This is a genomic window from Pseudomonas sp. Pseusp21, assembly GCF_059492145.1.
Window position 1 is genome coordinate 660585 of the sequence record NZ_CP168520.1, and the last position, 17915, is coordinate 678499.

Genomic DNA, 17915 nt, shown 5'->3' on the forward strand with positions numbered 1-17915 from the left:
TCTATTCAGGTTGCATTCTCATGACCACCATCCTGGTTGTCGACGACGAATATTTGATCGCTGACATTCTCGGCTTTGCGCTGGAGGATGAAGGCTTCATGGTCGTGAAGGCCAGCAATGGCAAAAAAGGGCTTGAGGTACTTGAGCGAGAGCGCCCTGACCTGATCATTACCGACTTCATGATGCCGGTAATGGACGGACTCGAATTCGCCACGGCCGTCCGCGCCCTGCCCTCAGCGCATCTCTTGCCCATCATTCTGATCAGCGGCGCGCAAGCCCACCTCGGCATGGAGAGATCGGACTTGTTCAATGCTGTCCTGGAAAAGCCTTTCAATATCGATTCAATCCTTGCTACCGCCAGGCGACTGCTGGCTGCAAATTGAAACGGATTGAATCCATCTCCAAGACTGAACCTGCCCGCTCGGCCCTGCATGCCTCATGGCATGCAGCTATCACCCTTTGCTGGAACCGCTCGAGATTCATTGATGATTCGCCCAATGACCGAAGTCATGTCGAGTGGGACTCGATGGATCGTAATCCTGCCACCTGCTTGTGATCGGTTGAAGTCGCAAAGGTCTCCCACGATGTGCGAGGCACAATGGCGCAACACGGCAATACCGCCTACGCTGATGAGGTAACCTCTGGGCCCGTTTCCGAGTTGACGGTATCGAGCCGGGAGATGATTCCTTTTACCGTCCGCTTATCACCCATCCGGACCTGCCCGCGCATATCGCCAGCAACTGGCTCCTCAATCCGGTCCACCCGACCGGCAGTACGGCGCAATGGGCAAAGCTGCACTCAGTCCCCCCACCTGTCGTTCCCAAGCGACCGATGCCGCAGCACCTCTGGCAACGGGGCGCTGTTCACGTTCTGCCACTGAGGAAAATCAGTATGTATCGGCCGAGCACGATTCCTTATCAGCAGCATCGAGGGTTCAGCCGAACCTTCACGCCGGGGCATTTGAGCCTCGGATTGTTCTTTCCCATGGAGGCCTTCGACGGCGACACGCCGAGCATGCTCAACCAGGTCGCATTGGCGAAACAGGCCGAGGCATTGGGTTTCAGCGCGCTCTGGTTTCGTGACGTGCCGCTTCGCGATCCCGGATTCGGCGATGTCGGCCAAGTCTTCGACCCCTGGGTCTACCTGGGTTATATGGCCGCCCATACATCGGAAATTGCGCTTGGCACCGCCTCCATCGCCATCCCTTTGCACCATCCCCTGCACACGGCCAAGGCGTCAGCCAGCGTCGATCAGTTGAGCGCAGGTCGCTTGATTCTTGGGGTGGCGTCCGGCGACCGCCCGGTGGAGTTCTCGGCTTTTGGCGTCGATCCCGAAAGGCGCGGGGATATCTTTCGCGAGCACTACGCGGTGATTCGCCGAGCCCACAGCACCAGTTTCGAACCCATCCACTGGAGCGCCGGGGAAATGCGCGGCGCGGATCTGATTCCGAAACCGACCACCCAATTCATTCCAATGCTCGTGACCGGCAATAGCCGTCAGTCACTGGATTGGATCGCGCGCGAAAGCAACGGATGGATCAACTATCCACGCATACCGAACATGCAGAGACTGGTCGTGGAAGATTGGCGGCTGGAGGTCACGAAGCAATGTGGTTCCGTCTATAAGCCCTTCACTCAGTCGCTTTACATCGACCTTGATGAAAACCCGTCCACGCCACCCGCTCGCATTCATTTGGGGTTCAAACTCGGGCGCTACCATTTGCGGTTTTTGCTGGAGTCGCTTGAGGAAATCGGCGTCGATCACGTCATCCTGAATCTCAAATACGGAAAGCGCCCGGCAGCGGAGGTTATTGAGGAGCTGGGTACTCACATCATTGCGCAATTCGGTGCACAGCCAAGTCCGACAGCGCATTGATCTGTCGGCCACTCCTATCCCCGCAGGATGCTCACTGAGCATCCTGCGCCTCACGGTCCGGCGTTCACTGCGCTGGATATTGCCCAGTACCAGCGCTCGCCCGGCAGACCGACCAACCGCTGTTTCCAGGGCAAAACGTTCGGCATCGCGTTAAGGCGCAGCAAGCGCCCTGCGTGGGGGAAGAAGTATTGTCAGATGGTTTTTTTCAGCCTATCTTGATTTATACCTGTACAAACCATCCAACTACGTACAACTATTTAGCGATGGCTTGCCCTCACGTACAGCGCTGCCGCGAGGAAAAAAAAGCCGGCCATCGCCGTAAGACTCTCGTTGACGTCGTCAAAACTCGAGCGTCAAGACCAGCCGGGGAAAACGATAAACCTGTACATGTCCAGCCCACCGTACAAGCAAATGGTTCGAACCTGGCCTTCGACACCTTTGCAATCAGGGAGTAAGGCAATGACGCGATTACTGCTGTTACTGACACTGATGCTCAGCATCGCAAGCTGCACCAGCGTGGACGTCGCCCGTTATGCCGATCAACAACCAGCCCTGGATCTGCATCGGTTTTTCAGCCAGCCCGTCAAGGCCTGGGGAATGTTTCAGAAGCGCAGCGGCGAAGTGACCAAGCGTTTCGAAGTCAATATCGTCAGCCGTCGCGAAGGCAACAACCTGATTCTCGACGAGCGCTTTCTGTACAGCGATGGCACCCGCCAGCACCGCGTATGGACATTGACGCCCGAGGGCCAGGGACGCTGGAGCGGTCGCGCCGGCGATGTAGTCGGCGTTGCCCAAGGCCAGGTGGCGGGCAACACATTTCACTGGCGCTATCGGCTGAACGTACCGGTCGACGATTCGACCTATGAAATGAGCATGGACGACTGGATGTACCTGATGGACGAGGACACGTTGATCAACCGCACCCGCATGTCCAAGTTCGGCGTGGAGGTCGGCCAGGTGACCTTGTTCTTCCGTCGCCAGAGCACCGAAGCAAGCCAATGAACCGCAAAAAATGAATACTACCCGCCGCTTGTGCCTGGTCCTGGGCGACCAGTTGTCCTTCGACCTCGCTTCCTTACAGGCACTCGATGCGGAGCGCGATACGGTGCTGCTGGTCGAGGTCATGGAAGAAGCCAGCCATGTGCCCCACCATCCACAGAAGATTGCTCTGATCTTCAGCGCCATGCGCCATTTTGCCCAGGCGTTGCGAGACCAAGGCATACGTGTTGAATACGTGACCCTGGATGACCCGCAAAACAGCGGCTCGGTGCCGGGTGAACTAAATCGCTGGCAAGCGCTGTTGCAGGCCGAGCAAGTGCACATCACCGAGTGTGGCGACTGGCGGCTGGAGCTTTCGATGAAGGAATCCGGCTTGCCGATTCACTGGCACGCCGACACGCGTTTTCTGTGCAGTCGCGAAGAGTTCGCCGCCTGGGCCGAGGGCAAGAAACAGCTGCGCATGGAGTTTTTCTACCGTGAGATGCGGCGCAAGAGCCGCTTGCTGCTCAATGGCGACGGTTCACCAGTGGGCGGCGCATGGAACTTCGATGCCGAGAATCGCAAGGCCCTGCCCAAAGGCGTCAAAGCGCCCTACCCGGTACGCTTCAATAACGACGCCATCACCCTCGATGTGCTGGCACTGGTCAAGGCGCGCTTCAGCCAGCACTACGGTGCGCTTGATGACTTCAACTACCCCGTCACCCATACCGATGCACAGGCACTCTGGGCTTACTTTCTCGATTATGGCCTGGCGGGGTTTGGCGATTACCAGGACGCCATGGCCAGTGACGAGCCGTTCCTGTTTCATGCGCGCATCAGCGCAGCGCTCAACATTGGCCTACTGGATTTGCGGCAAATTTGCAGTGATGTGGAGTCGGCGTACTGGGCCGGCAGCGTTGCGCTCAATGCCGCCGAAGGCTTCATTCGGCAACTGATTGGCTGGCGGGAATATGTGCGGGGCGTGTACTGGCTGAAGATGCCGGATTACGCGCTGGGCAACTCTTTTGGCAACAGCCGGCCGCTGCCCGAGTTCTACTGGACGGGTGAGACGCAGATGAACTGCATGCGCCAGGCCATCGGGCAAAGCCTGCAGCATGCCTATGCGCATCACATTCAGCGGCTGATGGTCACCGGCAACTTCGCCCTGCTCGCCGGCATCGCGCCGAGCCAGATCTGCGAGTGGTATCTGGCGATCTACATGGACGCCTTTGATTGGGTCGAGCTGCCCAACACGCTGGGCATGGTCATGCACGCCGATGGCGGTTATCTCGGTTCCAAACCCTATTGCGCCAGCGGCCAGTACATCAATCGCATGTCGGATTACTGCCGCGGCTGCGCGTACAAGGTCAGCGAAAGCACGGCAGACAATGCCTGCCCGTTCAACGCGCTGTATTGGCATTTCCTGATGCGCCACGGTGAGCTGCTGCGCGGCAATCAGCGCATGAGCATGATGTACAAGAACCTCGACCGCATGCCGCAAACCAGGCAACAGGCACTCTGGCAACGCGGCCAGGCACTGTTGGCGCGCCTGGATAACGGCGATTCGATTTGAAATCAGCGTTCACCCGAAGCGACCTTGCTTCATCAGTGAAACTTAACGACGACGCAACCTGTCAACGGATGAGCAACCACAGAGCCACACCGCTTCGCGCTGATGGTTGCACCTGACGGGCTTACCCACCCCATGAAAAACCTGACCAAGAAGGTGAGATGGACACCCTCAAACACCTTAGTCGCGAAGCGCTCGAATGCGAGGTCAAGCGATTACGCGCCGCGCTGCAGAGCAATGAAGTCGACATTGAGCGCGACATCACGGCGCGACTGCACGCCAGTCAAGCCGCGCTCGCCCGCAGTGAAGCGCGGCAGCGGGCGGTATTCGAAAGTGCCGTGGATTTTGCCATGGTCGTCACCGACCTTGCCGGGTACATCACCGAGTGGAACTGCGGCGCGACCAACGTGCTCGGCTGGTCTGCCGAAGAGGTTCGCGGCCAGAGCGCGGCCTGCTTTTTCACACCTGAGGACCGCGCTGCCGGCCGTGTAGAAGATGAAATGCAGCGCGCCCTTGTCGAAGGCCGTGCCTACGATGAGCGATGGCATTTGCGCAAGGACGGCGAGCGATTCTGGGCCTCTGGCGAGCTGATGCCGCTTTACGATCCAGACCAGACTCACTTGGGTTTCGTGAAAATACTCCGCGACCGTACTCAGGAGCATCTCTACGGGCGCGCCATCATCGAAACAAAAGAACGCTATCGACTGGCCGTCATGGCGACCAGCGATGCGGTGTGGGACTGGGACCTGCAAACCAACCAGATCATCTGGAACCAGGCGTTGCAACAGGCGTACGGGTTCCCGCTGGAGAATGTTGATCCCAGTGGCGACTGGCGATTCGCGCGGATCCATCCGCAGGATCAGGCGCGGGTGCAGGCATCGATCCGCGCCGCCATCGAAGGCGACGGCACGACATGGAGCGCGGAGTATCGGTTCTGCTGTCAGGACGGCTCCTACGCCGAGGTGCTCGATCGCGGCCACTTGATTCGCAATCCCGCCGGCCAGGCCGAACGCATGATCGGCGCGATGCTTGACCTGACGCGCTCGCGCAGTGCCGAAACGGCGTTGCGCCGGAGTGAAGAGCGTTTCAGTACCATTCTGGAAACCATCGAGTCGGCGTTTGCCATCGTCAAAGTCAAATTCGACGCCAACGACGAGCCTGTCGACTACTACTTCGTCGAGGCCAACCCGGCCTTCGAGCGCCAGTGCGGGGTCAACCTGCGCGGTAAATGGGTCACCGAGTTCGCGCCCAATCTTGAACGCTTCTGGTTCGAAACCTACGGCCACGTGGCCAAGACCGGGGAACCGGCGAACTTCGAAAATTACGCCAATACCTTTGAACGCTGGTTCGATGTGCGCGCGGTGCGGGTCGGCGATCCGGCCGACCGGCAGATCGCGATCCTGTTCAACGACGTCACCGAGCGGCGCGCCGCCGAGGAACGCTTGCGCGCCAGCGAGGCAATTGCCCGGGAAAACGTCGAACGAGTGCAACTGGCCCTTGCCGCCGGCGCCATCATCGGCACCTGGCACTGGGACCTGCTGACCGACCGTTTTGCCATCGACGAAGGCTTCGCTCAGGTGTTCAACCTCGACCCGGCACTGGGGCGCGAAGGCCTCAGCCTCGAACAAGTCATCACCAGCGTGCACCCCGACGACCGCGATAGCCTGACCATGGCAATCGACGAAGCCATTGGCCGTGGGGGCGCCTATTCCCACCAGTACCGTGTACGGCGCGAGGACGGCAGATTCCAGTGGATCGAAGCCAACGGACGCGTTGAGTGTGCAGATGACGGAGTTCCCCTGCGGTTTCCCGGCGTGCTGATCGACGTCGAGGAGCGGCGCACCGTCGAGGCGGAGCGCGACCGGGCTCTTGCCGCGTTGCGTTCGCTCAACGACACCCTCGAGCAACGGGTTTCATCGCGCACTTCCGAGTTGATGCAGGCAGAGGAAAAACTGCGTCAGTCGCAGAAGATGGAAGCGGTCGGCCAGCTGACGGGAGGCCTCGCTCACGATTTCAACAACTTGTTGGCCGGCATTTCCGGCGCACTGGAGCTGATGGGCGCGCGGATCAATCAGGGCCGTTTGAACGAAGTCGACAAGTACATGGTGACCGCCCAGGGCGCGGTCAAGCGAGCCGCCGCCCTTACCCACCGCCTGCTGGCGTTCTCCAGACGCCAGACCCTCGATCCACGACCGACCGACGTCAACACACTGATGACCGGCATGACCGAGCTGATCCAGCGCACCGTGGGCCCAAGCATTCTCCTGGAAACCATCGGTTCGCCCGTGCTCTGGCCAACGCTGGTCGATGCCAGTCAACTGGAGAACGCGCTGCTCAATCTGTGTATCAACGCGCGCGATGCAATGCCCGATGGCGGACGCATCACCATCGAGACGGCCAATCGCATCGTCGACACCGAGATCGCCGGCGCGCTGGACATGCCCGAGGGCGAGTATGTGTGCCTGTGCGTCACCGATACCGGCACCGGCATGTCGGCCGATGTCATCGCCAAGGCCTTCGACCCGTTCTTTACCACCAAGCCGCTGGGCCAGGGCACGGGGCTGGGCTTGTCGATGATCTACGGGTTCGCCAAACAGTCCGGCGGCCAGGTGCGCGTGCACTCGCAGGTCGACCGGGGCACCACGATGTGCATCTACCTGCCTCGTCACCGTGGCGATCCCGTGCAGAGCCACGATGACAAGCACATCGCACCGGCGGTGGTGCCCAAGGCCAGCGAGACCATTCTGGTGGTGGACGACGAACCCACGGTGCGCGCGCTGCTGACCGATGTGCTTGGCGATCTCGGCTACAACTTGCTTGAGGCAGGCGACAGCGTTGCCGGGCTGAAAGTATTGCAATCAAACGTGCATATCGACCTGCTGATCACCGATGTCGGCCTGCCAGGTGGCATGAACGGCCGGCAACTGGCCGACGCCGGCCGGGAGATCCGCCCGAACCTGACGACCCTCTTCATTACCGGTTACGCGGAGAACGCAGTCATCGGCGCCGCCCAACTGGGCCCGGGCATGCAGGTGCTGACCAAGCCGTTCGCGGTCGATACGCTGGTGGCGCGGGTCAGTGAACTGATGTGCTCAAGATCCGAATGAACGACCGCTGCGGCGGAACAAACCAGGCAAACGGGCTGCGGCCAAGGAGTGTGAAATGGTGAATTTCCTGATTTTTCTGATCGCGTGCGGTGCGGCGGCAACCACCGGCATGGTTTTCAAGCCCGGCCAATGGTACGCGCAGCTCAACAAACCGAAGTTCACGCCACCCAACTGGGTGTTTCCGGTGGCCTGGACGACGATTTATCTGCTGCTGGCCTGGGTTGGCTATCGCTTGACCATGATTCCCGGCAGCGAAATGGTCCTGGCGTTGTGGGCGGCGCAGATTGCCCTGAACACGCTGTGGACGCCGGTGTTTTTCGGCGCGCAGCGGATCGTTGCCGCGATGATTATTCTCGTACTGTTGTGGCTGGTCGTCGCCGTGATGGTGGTCCTGGCCCTGCGCCTGGATGTGATCACCGGGTTGATCCTGTTTCCTTATCTGGCCTGGCTGTGTGTTGCTGCGGCGCTTAATTTTTCGATCATGCGCAACAACCGGGTGGGTCTCGGCTCATGACCGTACTCCAGGCGCATGAAGCACCGCTCAAATTCGATAGTACTGGCGATACCAACTCACAAACTGCGCCACACCCTCTGCAACTTCCACTCGCGGAGAAAACCCGATCCATTGTTCCAATGCCGAAACATCAGCCCAGGTCTTGATGACATCGCCGGCCTGCATCGGCAACAGATTGCGCTGGGCTTTTATGCCCAGTGCCTGTTCGAGGCAGTCGACGAAATCCAGTAACGCGACCGGTTTGCCGCGCCCCAGGTTGAAAATCCGGTTGACGCCACTCGCCTCCTTCTCCGGCGCTGGCGGTTTCAGACACAGGCGGACGATGCTTTCGACAACGTCATCGACGTAAGTAAAGTCCCGCGCCATCTGACCCTGGTTGTAGATGTCGATCGGTCGTCCCTGAAGAATGGCTTCGGTAAATTTGAACAGCGCCATATCCGGCCTGCCCCAGGGCCCGTAAACCGTGAAAAAGCGCAGGCCGCTGGCCTTCAAGCCGTAGAGATGGCAATAGCTGTCGGCGAGAAGCTCATTGGCGCGCTTGGTGGCGGCATACAGCGAGACAGGGTGCTCGACCGCATCATCGACGCTGTATGGCAACTGGCTGTTGGCCCCGTATACCGAGCTGCTCGACGCGTAGATCAGATGCGCGGGCGGATAATGTCGGCAGGCTTCCAGCACATTCAGAAACCCCACCAGGTTCGATTGCGCATAGGCATCCGGGTTGTCGAGCGAATAGCGCACACCCGCCTGAGCGGCCAGATGCACCACCTCGGTGAAATCGTGCGCTTTGAATAACGCCATCAAGGCAGGCTTGTCGACAATATCCAGTGTTTCAAAACTGAAACTCTGCAGACTGCTCAACTGTTCAAGCCGCGACTGTTTGAGATCCACACTGTAGTAATCGTTAAGGTTGTCGATACCGACAACTTCCTGGCCTTGCTGCGCCAATCGTTTGACCGCGTGATAGCCGATAAAGCCCGCAGCGCCTGTAACAAGAACGGTCATAATCCCTGCTCCACACAAGCCGACAGGCGATAAGTTATAGCGCTGGATGACTTATTCAGTCCAGGTTTTATAACAGCACCCAATAGTGGGGAAAGCTTTCGATCTAAATAATAGTCGCGACCATAACAGGCAGAAAAAGTTTCTACCGTTCAGCCAAAAGAATAAGTCATTAAAAAACAGTTAGTTATCCATCGGCAAAAGCATTACTGGATGGATGGCGTGTTTTTTGACTGCTAACGTTTGACAGACCAGAAAGACTGGCCGATAACTACCAAGGTTGATTTTTTGCAGGGCGCGAGCAGTTACTTACTCGCGCCCTGTCGCTTCAGGGACAACTACTTAGTTACCTAACCTTAAGCCTGCATGAACAGACCGTGCGGTAGCTTTGCCCTCTAAAAAGTTGAACCGATGACTCCTCCAGAGGTGCCGCATAACAGAGCGAAACTTCACTGCTCGATGCACACCAATGAAACACTTTGTGATTCATGTTTGAAACACTTCAATAACCCATAATAAAAAAGCACTTTCGCTGACTGCCCTTACTTAGCCCTCAATAGAGCTTCTGCCTGCCATAAACTTTCGATCATTACAGAGTTTACCAGCATGCCAGTCATCAGCTCGGACCACCCAAATTGGTACCTTTTGCAATGCAAGCCACGTCAGGATGAGCGTGCTCATCTCAATCTGCTTCAACAGAATTACGTGGTCTTTCATCCCCAACTCGTCAGCGAGCGCATTATTCGCGGAAAACGCCAGCGAGTGCACGAATCCCTCTTTCCTGGATATTTGTTCATCCAGCTCAGTCGTGACGACAACTGGGCACCCTTGCGTTCCACCCGAGGGGTCAGTCGCTTTGTCGAATTCAATCATGGTCCCGCGACCGTGCCTGAGCACGTCATCGAGCATCTGCGTACGCGTTGCATCGAATCAATGACGTCGGGGCCGGATGAAGCGCTGAAACCCGGAGAGAATCTACAGATTGTCAGCGGCCCGCTCGCGCCACTGGAGGGCGTGTTCCTCGGATTGCACGGAACCGACCGCGTGATGATCCTCCTGCAGTTTCTCAACCGTGAGCAGCCGGTCTGCCTGCCACTCAGCGTGATTGAACGACAACAAGCCGGTTTTCACCCCTACAACTAACGACTTGCCTTATATGCCCTTGCTCAGGAGCTATAACATGGCTTTGAAGTCACGATGCCCTGTCGCGCTGATGATGGCCTGTCTCTATCCCGAAATGGCCTGGAGCATCAATCCGCAAGCCATTGATGTGTATGGATTCGACTTCACGCCATCGTTCCTGTTTTCAGAAAGTTATGACGACAACTTTCGCGAACTGGAAAACAGCAAACAGTCCTCCATGGTCACCAAGCTGGCGCCTTCTTTCGAGCTCAAGGCCGAGGATCGCAACAGTGCCACGCGACTGATCTGGCAACCCACTCGCTACATTTATCACGACGAGTCGGATGCCTCGAACACGGCACAACGCGTGCGTGCCGACAGCATCATGGAGTTCACTGACCGGCATCGTCTGAAGCTCGACGCCGAGTACCGGAAATGGGAGCGCACGGAATCGACGGCGGTCGAAGGCATCAACGACAAGCTCAACAACAAACGGGTGGGCGGTCTCTACACCTTCGGGGCGAAAAGCGCTGACAACCAAATCGATCTCGGGGCCAGTTACGCACAACTGCGCTACGACAACGCCGATGGCATCAACGACGACAAGGAACGCAATACCACTGCCCTGACGAGCACCTGGTATCACCGCATCGGCAGCAACACCCGGGGTCTGGTGGAATATAACCACACCGACTTTGATTACCAGCAGGCCAACAGCCCGCGCAGCAGTAAATCCGACGCCGTCATGGCCGGTGCCGTATGGGATTTCACGGCACGCACGACGGGTAAAGTCCGCGTCGGTTACGAGAAAAAGAACTTCGACAACAGCGAATCCAAAGACCTCGACAACCCGACCTGGCAAGTCGATCTGCAATGGAAACCGCGGACCTATTCGACATTCACCTTCGTCGCTCGCCAGGCCCTCGCCGAGGGTGACGACGGCGCGGATGCCGTGAAGTCCACGTTCACCCAGGTCGGCTGGCGTCACGGCTGGACCGAACGGATCACCACGGTGGCACAGGCCGGCTACGGGCGTTATGTCTACGAAGGCCAAAGCCGTACCGACAATCTTCAGGACTACAACCTGGCCGTGGTGTACGCCATGCGCCGTTGGCTGGATATTGAACTGGGTTATCGATATCGCGACAACGATTCCGATGCCGACAACGAAAGCTTCACCCGCAACGTGTTCCAGATCAGCTTCAACGTCAGCCTTTAAGAGGGTCTCGACATGAACACTCGCACACTTGTCCTTTTGTTCGCGTTGTTTCTCTTGCCTCACGTCCATGCGGCAGATCCTGCCACGCAATACAAACTCGCTGCCGGCGACGTGTTGCGAATCATCGTTTTCGGTGAACCGGAGTTGAGCATCAAAAAGATCCGACTCAGCGATGCCGGCACCTTCTCCTATCCGTTTCTGGGAGAGATTTCCGCCAAGGGACTGACCCCCAGCCAGGTCGAGAAAATCATCGTCGACGGGCTCAAGCAGGGTTATCTGATCGACCCGAAAGTCAGTCTCAGCCAGATTGAATACCGCTCGTTCTACATCAATGGCGAAGTGAAAAAGCCCGGCAGCTATCCGTTCGTGCCCGGACTGACACTGGAAAAAGCCATTGCACTGGGCGGTGGCTTGACCGAGCGGGCCTCGATGAAGCGAGTGACCATCTTGCGCAGCGAGAGTGGCGAAAGCGTCACCGATAACATTTCACGCAGCACCACGATCGCCCCCGGCGACACCATTTCCATTGCACAAGGCTTTTTCTGATCATGGACAACAGCCCAAGCAACTACGTCGAACGTCCTCTTCAAGCGCATCTGCATCCGCAGCACGCCGAAGACAAGGACACCCTGGATCTGCTCAATCTGTGGAGGATCATCTGGCGCGCCAAGTGGCGCATCGGCTGGCTGGTGCTGCTCAGTTGCGTATTGGCGGCCGTGGTGGTCTCCAATATCACGCCGCAATACATTGGCAGCACCACCCTGCTGTTCAACGACAAAACACCTCCGCTGATGTCGTTCCAGCAAGTCAAGGACTCAGGCGGCAACGCCACAGATTACTTGCAGACTCAGCAGGCGCTCCTGCAATCGCGAGACCTCGCCGAACGCGCGGTGAAAAAACTCGGGCTGACGACTCACCCGGTCACCGATCCGCGCCAGCAGCCAAAGTCCTGGTTTGCGCCGCGCCAATGGCTGGCCGATCTGGACCTTGATCAATGGATCCCGGGGTTAGGTCGATATCTACCGCAAAAGAAAGAGCCACTCACTGAAGCAGACGTCTTCAATCAGGTCACGCAGAACCTCATGCTGCACACCAGCGTCAAGTTCGTTGGCAAAAGCCAGTTGCTCGAAATCGAAGTCGAGTTGCCAGACCCTGTTCTCGCAGCGGCGGCGGCCAACGCACTGGCTCAGGGCTTTACCGACAGCCAGCTCGATACCAGCGAGAAATCGTCGCAAACCACCACGGCCTGGATGAACACGCGTCTGATCAAGCTGCGCGACAACCTGCGGGCGGCCGAGAAAAAGCTGCAGGGTTACCGCGAAGAACAAGGTCTGGTGGATGTTGGCGGCGTTGCCACCATCAGCGCCAACGAACTGGAAATGACCGGCAACCGCATGGTCGACGCCCGACGCAACCGCGCTGAAGCCGAGAGCGAGTACCGGCAGGCGAAGGCCCTGGGCAACGGCGACCTGAGCCGACTGTCCAGCGTGCCGGCGGTCTTGAGCAACCCTCTGGTGCAGAAATTCCAGGCCGATCGCGCGGTGGCCCAGGCCAAGGTTGATGAACTGGCCGGGCGCTATGGTCCGAAGCACCCCAGCCTGATCTCCGCACAAACCGAGTTGCGCACCGCCACCACCAGTCTGCAATTGCAGGTGCAGCAAGTGGTGGCCGGTATCGAGCGGCAATACCAGCTCGCCACGGCGAGTGAAGCGTCGCTGCGTCAGTCCTTCAACAGCAACAAGGCGCAAATCCAGGACATCGCGCGCAAAGAGTTCCAGTTGCGCGAATTCCAGCGTGAGGTCGACAGCACGCGCGCGCTATATGAAACCTTCGTCACACGCCTGAAAGAAACCACGGCCACCGCCGACATGGACTCGACGAAAGTGCGCATCGTCGACCCGGCCATCGTTCCCGTCGACGCGAGCAAACCGCGCAAGACATTGATTGTCGCGATCGTCGGGCTGATTGCGGCGGTGATCGGCGTCGGTTTGGCACTGCTCTTCGAGAGTCTGAGCAATACCTTCAAAACCGATGAATCGATCGAGAGCGTGTTGAATGTTCCACTGCTCAGCGTCGTGCCGCTGGTGATAAAGAAAAGTCGTCGGCAACTGGCGCGCCTGTTCGAGGACAACGACAACCCGCGTTTTTCCGAGACCATTCGCAACCTGCGCACCTGGCTGATGCTGCAAAGCAGCGAAAAACCGTCACAAGTGGTGCTCGTGACCTCCACGGTTGCCGGCGAGGGTAAAAGCACCATCGCCACCAACCTCGCCAGTTCGCTCACGCCGCTGGAACGCGTGCTGCTGATCGATGCCGACATGCGTCAGCCAACCCTGTCGCTGAACTTCGATTTTCCGCCGGACAGCCCCGGACTGGCGAATGTCATTGCCGGCACGGCCAGGCTTGAAGACTGCATTGTTTCAGTGGGCAATCTGGACATGCTGCCGGCCGGGAAGGTCTTGCCGCCGTCGCTGGATATGTTCGTTGCGCCGCGCCTGCCGTCCCCTGGCGATCCGCTCAACCCGGTTCAGCCACCGCCACAGGATTTGCTCAGCTCGCCGCGCATGGCGCGCATGCTCGAAGCGCTCAGGTCACGTTATCGCCACATCATCATCGATTCTCCCCCAGCGGAGATGATCAGTGACGCGCTGCTGCTGGCAAAACATTCGGACGCGGTGATCTATGTCGTCAAGGCTGACAGCACGTCGATCAGCCAGGTTCAGCGAGGGATTGCCATGTTGCAACAAAGCCATGTGCCGGTCTTCGGCACGGTGCTCAACCAGGTCGACCTGCGCAAGGCGCGCAAGTACGGCTACCACCACTCCCGGGCGTTCTATAACTACGATTTCGCGCCCAGGTAACCATCGGGCGCATACGCCCGCCGCTACGCCCTCTTCTGCCAACGCACCACTCGCTTCACCTCCGCCGAGCTACGGAAAAGCCATCGGGAGGCACGCCGTGCCTGCTCGATTCGCGCTGATGCATGAATGCTGTCTCGAGGTTAAGCCCATGACATCGCTCTATACCGCTCACATGACACACCGCCGAGGCCTGACGTTCTGGGGCCAGTGGCTGTGCGCGCTGTCGCTGGTCACCGCGCTGTTGATATTGCTCGTGCATTGGCGCGTCGGCAGTCTGACCAGCGAATACCGCATCCTGATCATTCTGACGGTGCTCGGCTCGGTGCCGATCTACAGCGTGATGCAGGTCTACCACAAGCGCCATGGCCTGCTGGTCGGGCTCGGCAGATTGCTGGCCGGGTGGTTGACCCTGCTGGCCGTACTGGCGGCGATTGCGTTCTTCACCCAGACCAGCGCCATTTATTCACGCCAGGTGATCATGGTCTGGGCGGTGCTGGGTTTCGTGGTTCAGGCCTTGAGCTTTCTGCCCCTGCATTACCTGGCCCGCCTGTATTCACGCAAGGTCTGCAACGGACGCCGTTCGGTGATCATCGGTACCTGCCCGACGGCCCATGAACTGGCGAAAAAACTGTCCCGACCGAACCGCGCGCTGGTGCTGGGCTTCATTGCCGCCGAGGACAGCTGCGGCCCTGCACCCAGCATTCTGCCGTTGCTCGGCCACGTTTCCGCCATCCGCGAGATCATCACGGGCCTGGAAGTGCGTCGTGTCTATATCGTGCTGCCAATGGCCCATGCCGCCACCATCGAAGCCCTCTACATCGACCTGCTGGACATGAACGTCGACGTGGTGTGGATCCCGGATTTCGGCAGCATGGTGTTGCTCAACCATTCGATCTCGGAAATCGAGCGAATGCCGGCCATCTACCTCAACGAGAGCCTGATCAGCTCGCACCCTGCCAGCCTGTTTTGCAAGGATCTGTTTGAACGCAGCCTTGCCGCCCTGGCGATTATTCTGCTCAGCCCGGTGCTGCTGGTGGTGGCCATAGCCGTCAAGCTGACCTCCGCCGGCCCGGTGCTGTTCAAGCAGAACCGTCACGGTTGCAACGGCGAAGTGATCAAGGTCTGGAAGTTTCGCTCGATGCACGTCCACGACGACCAGCAGGTTCGGCAGGCCACCCGCAACGATGACCGCCTGACGCCGATCGGCGGTTTTCTGCGCCGCAGTTCCATCGACGAATTGCCACAACTGTTCAACGTGCTGTCCGGCCGCATGGCCCTGGTCGGCCCGCGTCCGCACGCCGTCACCCACAACCTTTATTACACCGGCAAGGTCCGCGCCTACATGGCCCGGCATCGCCTCAAGCCGGGGATCACCGGGCTGGCCCAGATCACCGGCCATCGTGGCGAAACCGAGACCGTGGAAAAGATGCAGCTGCGCGTCGCGCAGGACCTCAACTACATCAACCAGTGGTCGCTGTGGCTCGACATCAAAATCCTCATCAAGACCCCCTTCACCCTGTTCTCGAAAAACATCTACTAAGCCCGCCCCAACGCTGCCGTCCCCTGCCCGACCGTTGATAACCGTCACCACGATCTGAGGTTCGACCATGAATGTGAGCGTATTCGGTATTGGTTACGTAGGCCTTGTCCAGGGTGCTGCATTGGCCGAGGTCGGGCACAACGTGCTCTGCGTCGACGTCGACGCCGGCAGGGTCGAGGCATTGAAAGAGGGCACGCTGCCGCTCTACGAACCGGGCCTGAAAAGCCTGGTGCGCGACAACTACCAAAGCGGCCGGCTGCGGTTCGGCACAGACCTGGTGGACGCCGTTCACCATGGCGATGTGCTGTTGATCGCCGTCGGCACACCGCCCGACGAAGACGGTTCGGCGGATCTCCAATACGTGCTGAGCGTGGCGCAGACCATCGCGCTGAACATGGATCGGCACCAGATCATCGTCGACAAATCCACCGTGCCCGTCGGTACGGGCGATCGGGTGCGAGCCTGTATCGAGCAAGTATTGGCCGACAACGGTCGCGGCGATCTGACGTTCGATGTGGTTTCAAACCCGGAATTTCTCAAGGAAGGCTGCGCGGTCGAGGACTGCATGCGCCCGGACCGGATCATCATCGGCACCGACAGCCCGCGTGCCGAAGAGGTCATGCGCGAACTGTATGAACCGTTCAATCGCAGCCGCGAAAAAATCATCGTCATGGATGTTCGCAGCGCCGAGCTGACCAAGTACGCCGCCAACTGCATGCTGGCGACCAAAATCAGCTTCATGAACGAAATGGCCTGCCTCGCCGAAAGGCTCGGCGCCGACATTGAAAAAGTGCGCCACGGCATCGGCGCCGACCCGCGCATCGGTTACCAGTTTATCTACCCAGGTCTGGGCTACGGCGGCTCGTGCTTTCCCAAAGACGTGAAAGCGCTGATACAGGCGGCCGACGGTGTCGACATTGACGCCCGGGTGCTCAAGGCCGTGGAGGCGCGCAACCAGGAACAGAAAGCCAGCCTCTATCGCAAGGTATTCGATCACTTCGACGGCCACCTTCGCGGCAAGACGTTTGCCCTGTGGGGGCTGAGTTTCAAACCCAACACCGACGACATGCGCGAAGCCCCCAGCCGGGTACTGATGGAGGCTTTGTGGCAAGCGGGCGCCAGCGTGCAGGCGTTTGATCCCAAAGCCATGGAAGAGGCCCAGCGCCTATACGGCTCGCGCGACGACCTGACGCTGACAGGCACCAAGGAGGCGGCGCTGAAAAATGCCGACGCCCTGATCATCGTCACCGAGTGGCAATCGTTTCGGGCACCGGACTTCGACCAGCTCAGCCGGTTGCTCAAACAGCCACTGATTTTCGACGGGCGCAATCTGTTCGATCCGCAGCGGTTGAGCAAACGTGGGTTCACCTACGTCTCCGTGGGTCGGCAGACCCCTTCAGTTCTCTGAGAGGAGCCGCGCCATGTTCAAACTGGAGATAGTCGGCCACTACTCGGCGAAATTGCTGGAGGCCAACCAGGCCTATTCCTTCATCAACTTTGCCTCGATCGGCAGTTTTTTCGAGCAGAACCCGAGCAGCGTTGCCTATTTTTGCGACGGCATGCTGATGTCAACCTTCATGTCTCGCATCACCGGCAGACCGATTGGCCGGGTCAGCTTCGACTTCACCTCGATAGCCGACGTCGTGCTGCGCAGCGCCGAGCAACAGGGCAAACGCGTCTATTTCGTCGGCGCCCGACAAGCCGAACTCGACCTGTTCATCAGCAAGATCAAGAGCCTTTATCCGCAACTGAGCATCGCCGGCTATCACAACGGTTATTTCGACGCTTCCCAGGCCGAAGACATTCGGTACGACATCTGTCGCAGCGCAGCGGACATTCTGATCGTCGGCCTGGGCGCCGGACGGCAAGAGCAGTTCGAGCAGGATGCCCTGCGCGCAGGCTTTCGCGGGGTCGCCTTCAGCTGTGGCGGGTTCATCCGCCAGGAAGCTTTGGCCACGCGGCAGTACTACCCGGCGCTGATCAATCGCCTGCACTTGCGCGCGTTCTATCGCATGTACCGCGAGCCCCACACGATCAAACGCTACCTCATCGATTACCCGAGCAACTTCCTGCACCTGCTGAACATGATCGTTCGACACAAAGTCGCCATCAGCGTTGGGGAATGAC

General features: G+C 58.9%; 14 protein-coding genes. 13 read left to right on the top strand and 1 reads right to left on the bottom strand.

What is annotated here, in order from left to right; all coding sequences use genetic code 11:
- The first annotated feature begins 20 nt into the window (after positions 1-20).
- From ACEN93_RS02855 to tspO, 6 genes are all read left to right on the top strand, one after another.
- Positions 21-383 carry a response regulator gene (locus ACEN93_RS02855; protein WP_039768563.1) on the top strand — a complete coding sequence of 121 codons (363 nt, stop codon included), beginning with the start codon at positions 21-23 and terminating at the stop codon, positions 381-383.
- Positions 384-891: 508 nt separating this feature from the next.
- Positions 892-1875: an LLM class oxidoreductase gene (locus ACEN93_RS02860; protein ID WP_221397376.1), complete on the top strand. Its 984-nt coding sequence runs from the start codon at positions 892-894 to the stop codon at positions 1873-1875.
- Positions 1876-2334: 459 nt separating this feature from the next.
- Complete coding sequence (locus tag ACEN93_RS02865) at positions 2335-2877, top strand: DUF3833 domain-containing protein (RefSeq protein WP_495611013.1); 543 nt, start codon at positions 2335-2337, stop codon at positions 2875-2877.
- A 10-nt stretch (positions 2878-2887) separates the two neighbouring features.
- Positions 2888-4426, top strand: coding sequence for a cryptochrome/photolyase family protein (locus ACEN93_RS02870; RefSeq protein ID WP_495611014.1), 1539 nt, complete (start codon positions 2888-2890; stop codon positions 4424-4426).
- 158 nt (positions 4427-4584) lie between these two features.
- Positions 4585-7530 carry a PAS domain-containing hybrid sensor histidine kinase/response regulator gene (locus ACEN93_RS02875; protein WP_495611015.1) on the top strand — a complete coding sequence of 982 codons (2946 nt, stop codon included), beginning with the start codon at positions 4585-4587 and terminating at the stop codon, positions 7528-7530.
- Between the two features lie 58 nt (positions 7531-7588).
- Positions 7589-8044: a tryptophan-rich sensory protein TspO gene (tspO, locus tag ACEN93_RS02880; RefSeq protein WP_085745856.1), complete on the top strand. Its 456-nt coding sequence runs from the start codon at positions 7589-7591 to the stop codon at positions 8042-8044.
- A 27-nt stretch (positions 8045-8071) separates the two neighbouring features.
- Here the strand turns inward: tspO and ACEN93_RS02885 are convergent, their stop codons facing one another.
- Positions 8072-9049, bottom strand: coding sequence for an NAD-dependent epimerase (locus ACEN93_RS02885; RefSeq protein ID WP_495611016.1), 978 nt, complete (start codon positions 9047-9049; stop codon positions 8072-8074).
- Between the two features lie 603 nt (positions 9050-9652).
- On the opposite strand from ACEN93_RS02885, the gene rfaH reads away from it, so the two are divergent.
- From rfaH to ACEN93_RS02920, 7 genes are all read left to right on the top strand, one after another.
- Positions 9653-10189 carry a transcription/translation regulatory transformer protein RfaH gene (rfaH, locus tag ACEN93_RS02890; RefSeq protein ID WP_039768569.1) on the top strand — a complete coding sequence of 179 codons (537 nt, stop codon included), beginning with the start codon at positions 9653-9655 and terminating at the stop codon, positions 10187-10189.
- A 37-nt stretch (positions 10190-10226) separates the two neighbouring features.
- Positions 10227-11387: an outer membrane beta-barrel protein gene (locus ACEN93_RS02895; RefSeq protein WP_039768571.1), complete on the top strand. Its 1161-nt coding sequence runs from the start codon at positions 10227-10229 to the stop codon at positions 11385-11387.
- A 12-nt stretch (positions 11388-11399) separates the two neighbouring features.
- Positions 11400-11933 (top strand): polysaccharide biosynthesis/export family protein, encoded by a 534-nt coding sequence (locus ACEN93_RS02900; RefSeq protein WP_039768572.1) that lies wholly within the window; start codon positions 11400-11402, stop codon positions 11931-11933.
- Positions 11934-11935: 2 nt separating this feature from the next.
- Entirely contained in the window at positions 11936-14248 is a 2313-nt protein-coding gene (locus tag ACEN93_RS02905; protein ID WP_039768574.1) for a GumC family protein, read from the top strand.
- Positions 14249-14396: 148 nt separating this feature from the next.
- Positions 14397-15788 (top strand): undecaprenyl-phosphate glucose phosphotransferase, encoded by a 1392-nt coding sequence (locus ACEN93_RS02910; protein WP_074690539.1) that lies wholly within the window; start codon positions 14397-14399, stop codon positions 15786-15788.
- A 67-nt stretch (positions 15789-15855) separates the two neighbouring features.
- Complete coding sequence (locus ACEN93_RS02915) at positions 15856-17196, top strand: UDP-glucose dehydrogenase family protein (protein WP_064596759.1); 1341 nt, start codon at positions 15856-15858, stop codon at positions 17194-17196.
- A gap of 13 nt (positions 17197-17209) precedes the next feature.
- Entirely contained in the window at positions 17210-17914 is a 705-nt protein-coding gene (locus ACEN93_RS02920; RefSeq protein WP_495611017.1) for a WecB/TagA/CpsF family glycosyltransferase, read from the top strand.
- The last annotated feature ends 1 nt before the right edge of the window (position 17915 follow it).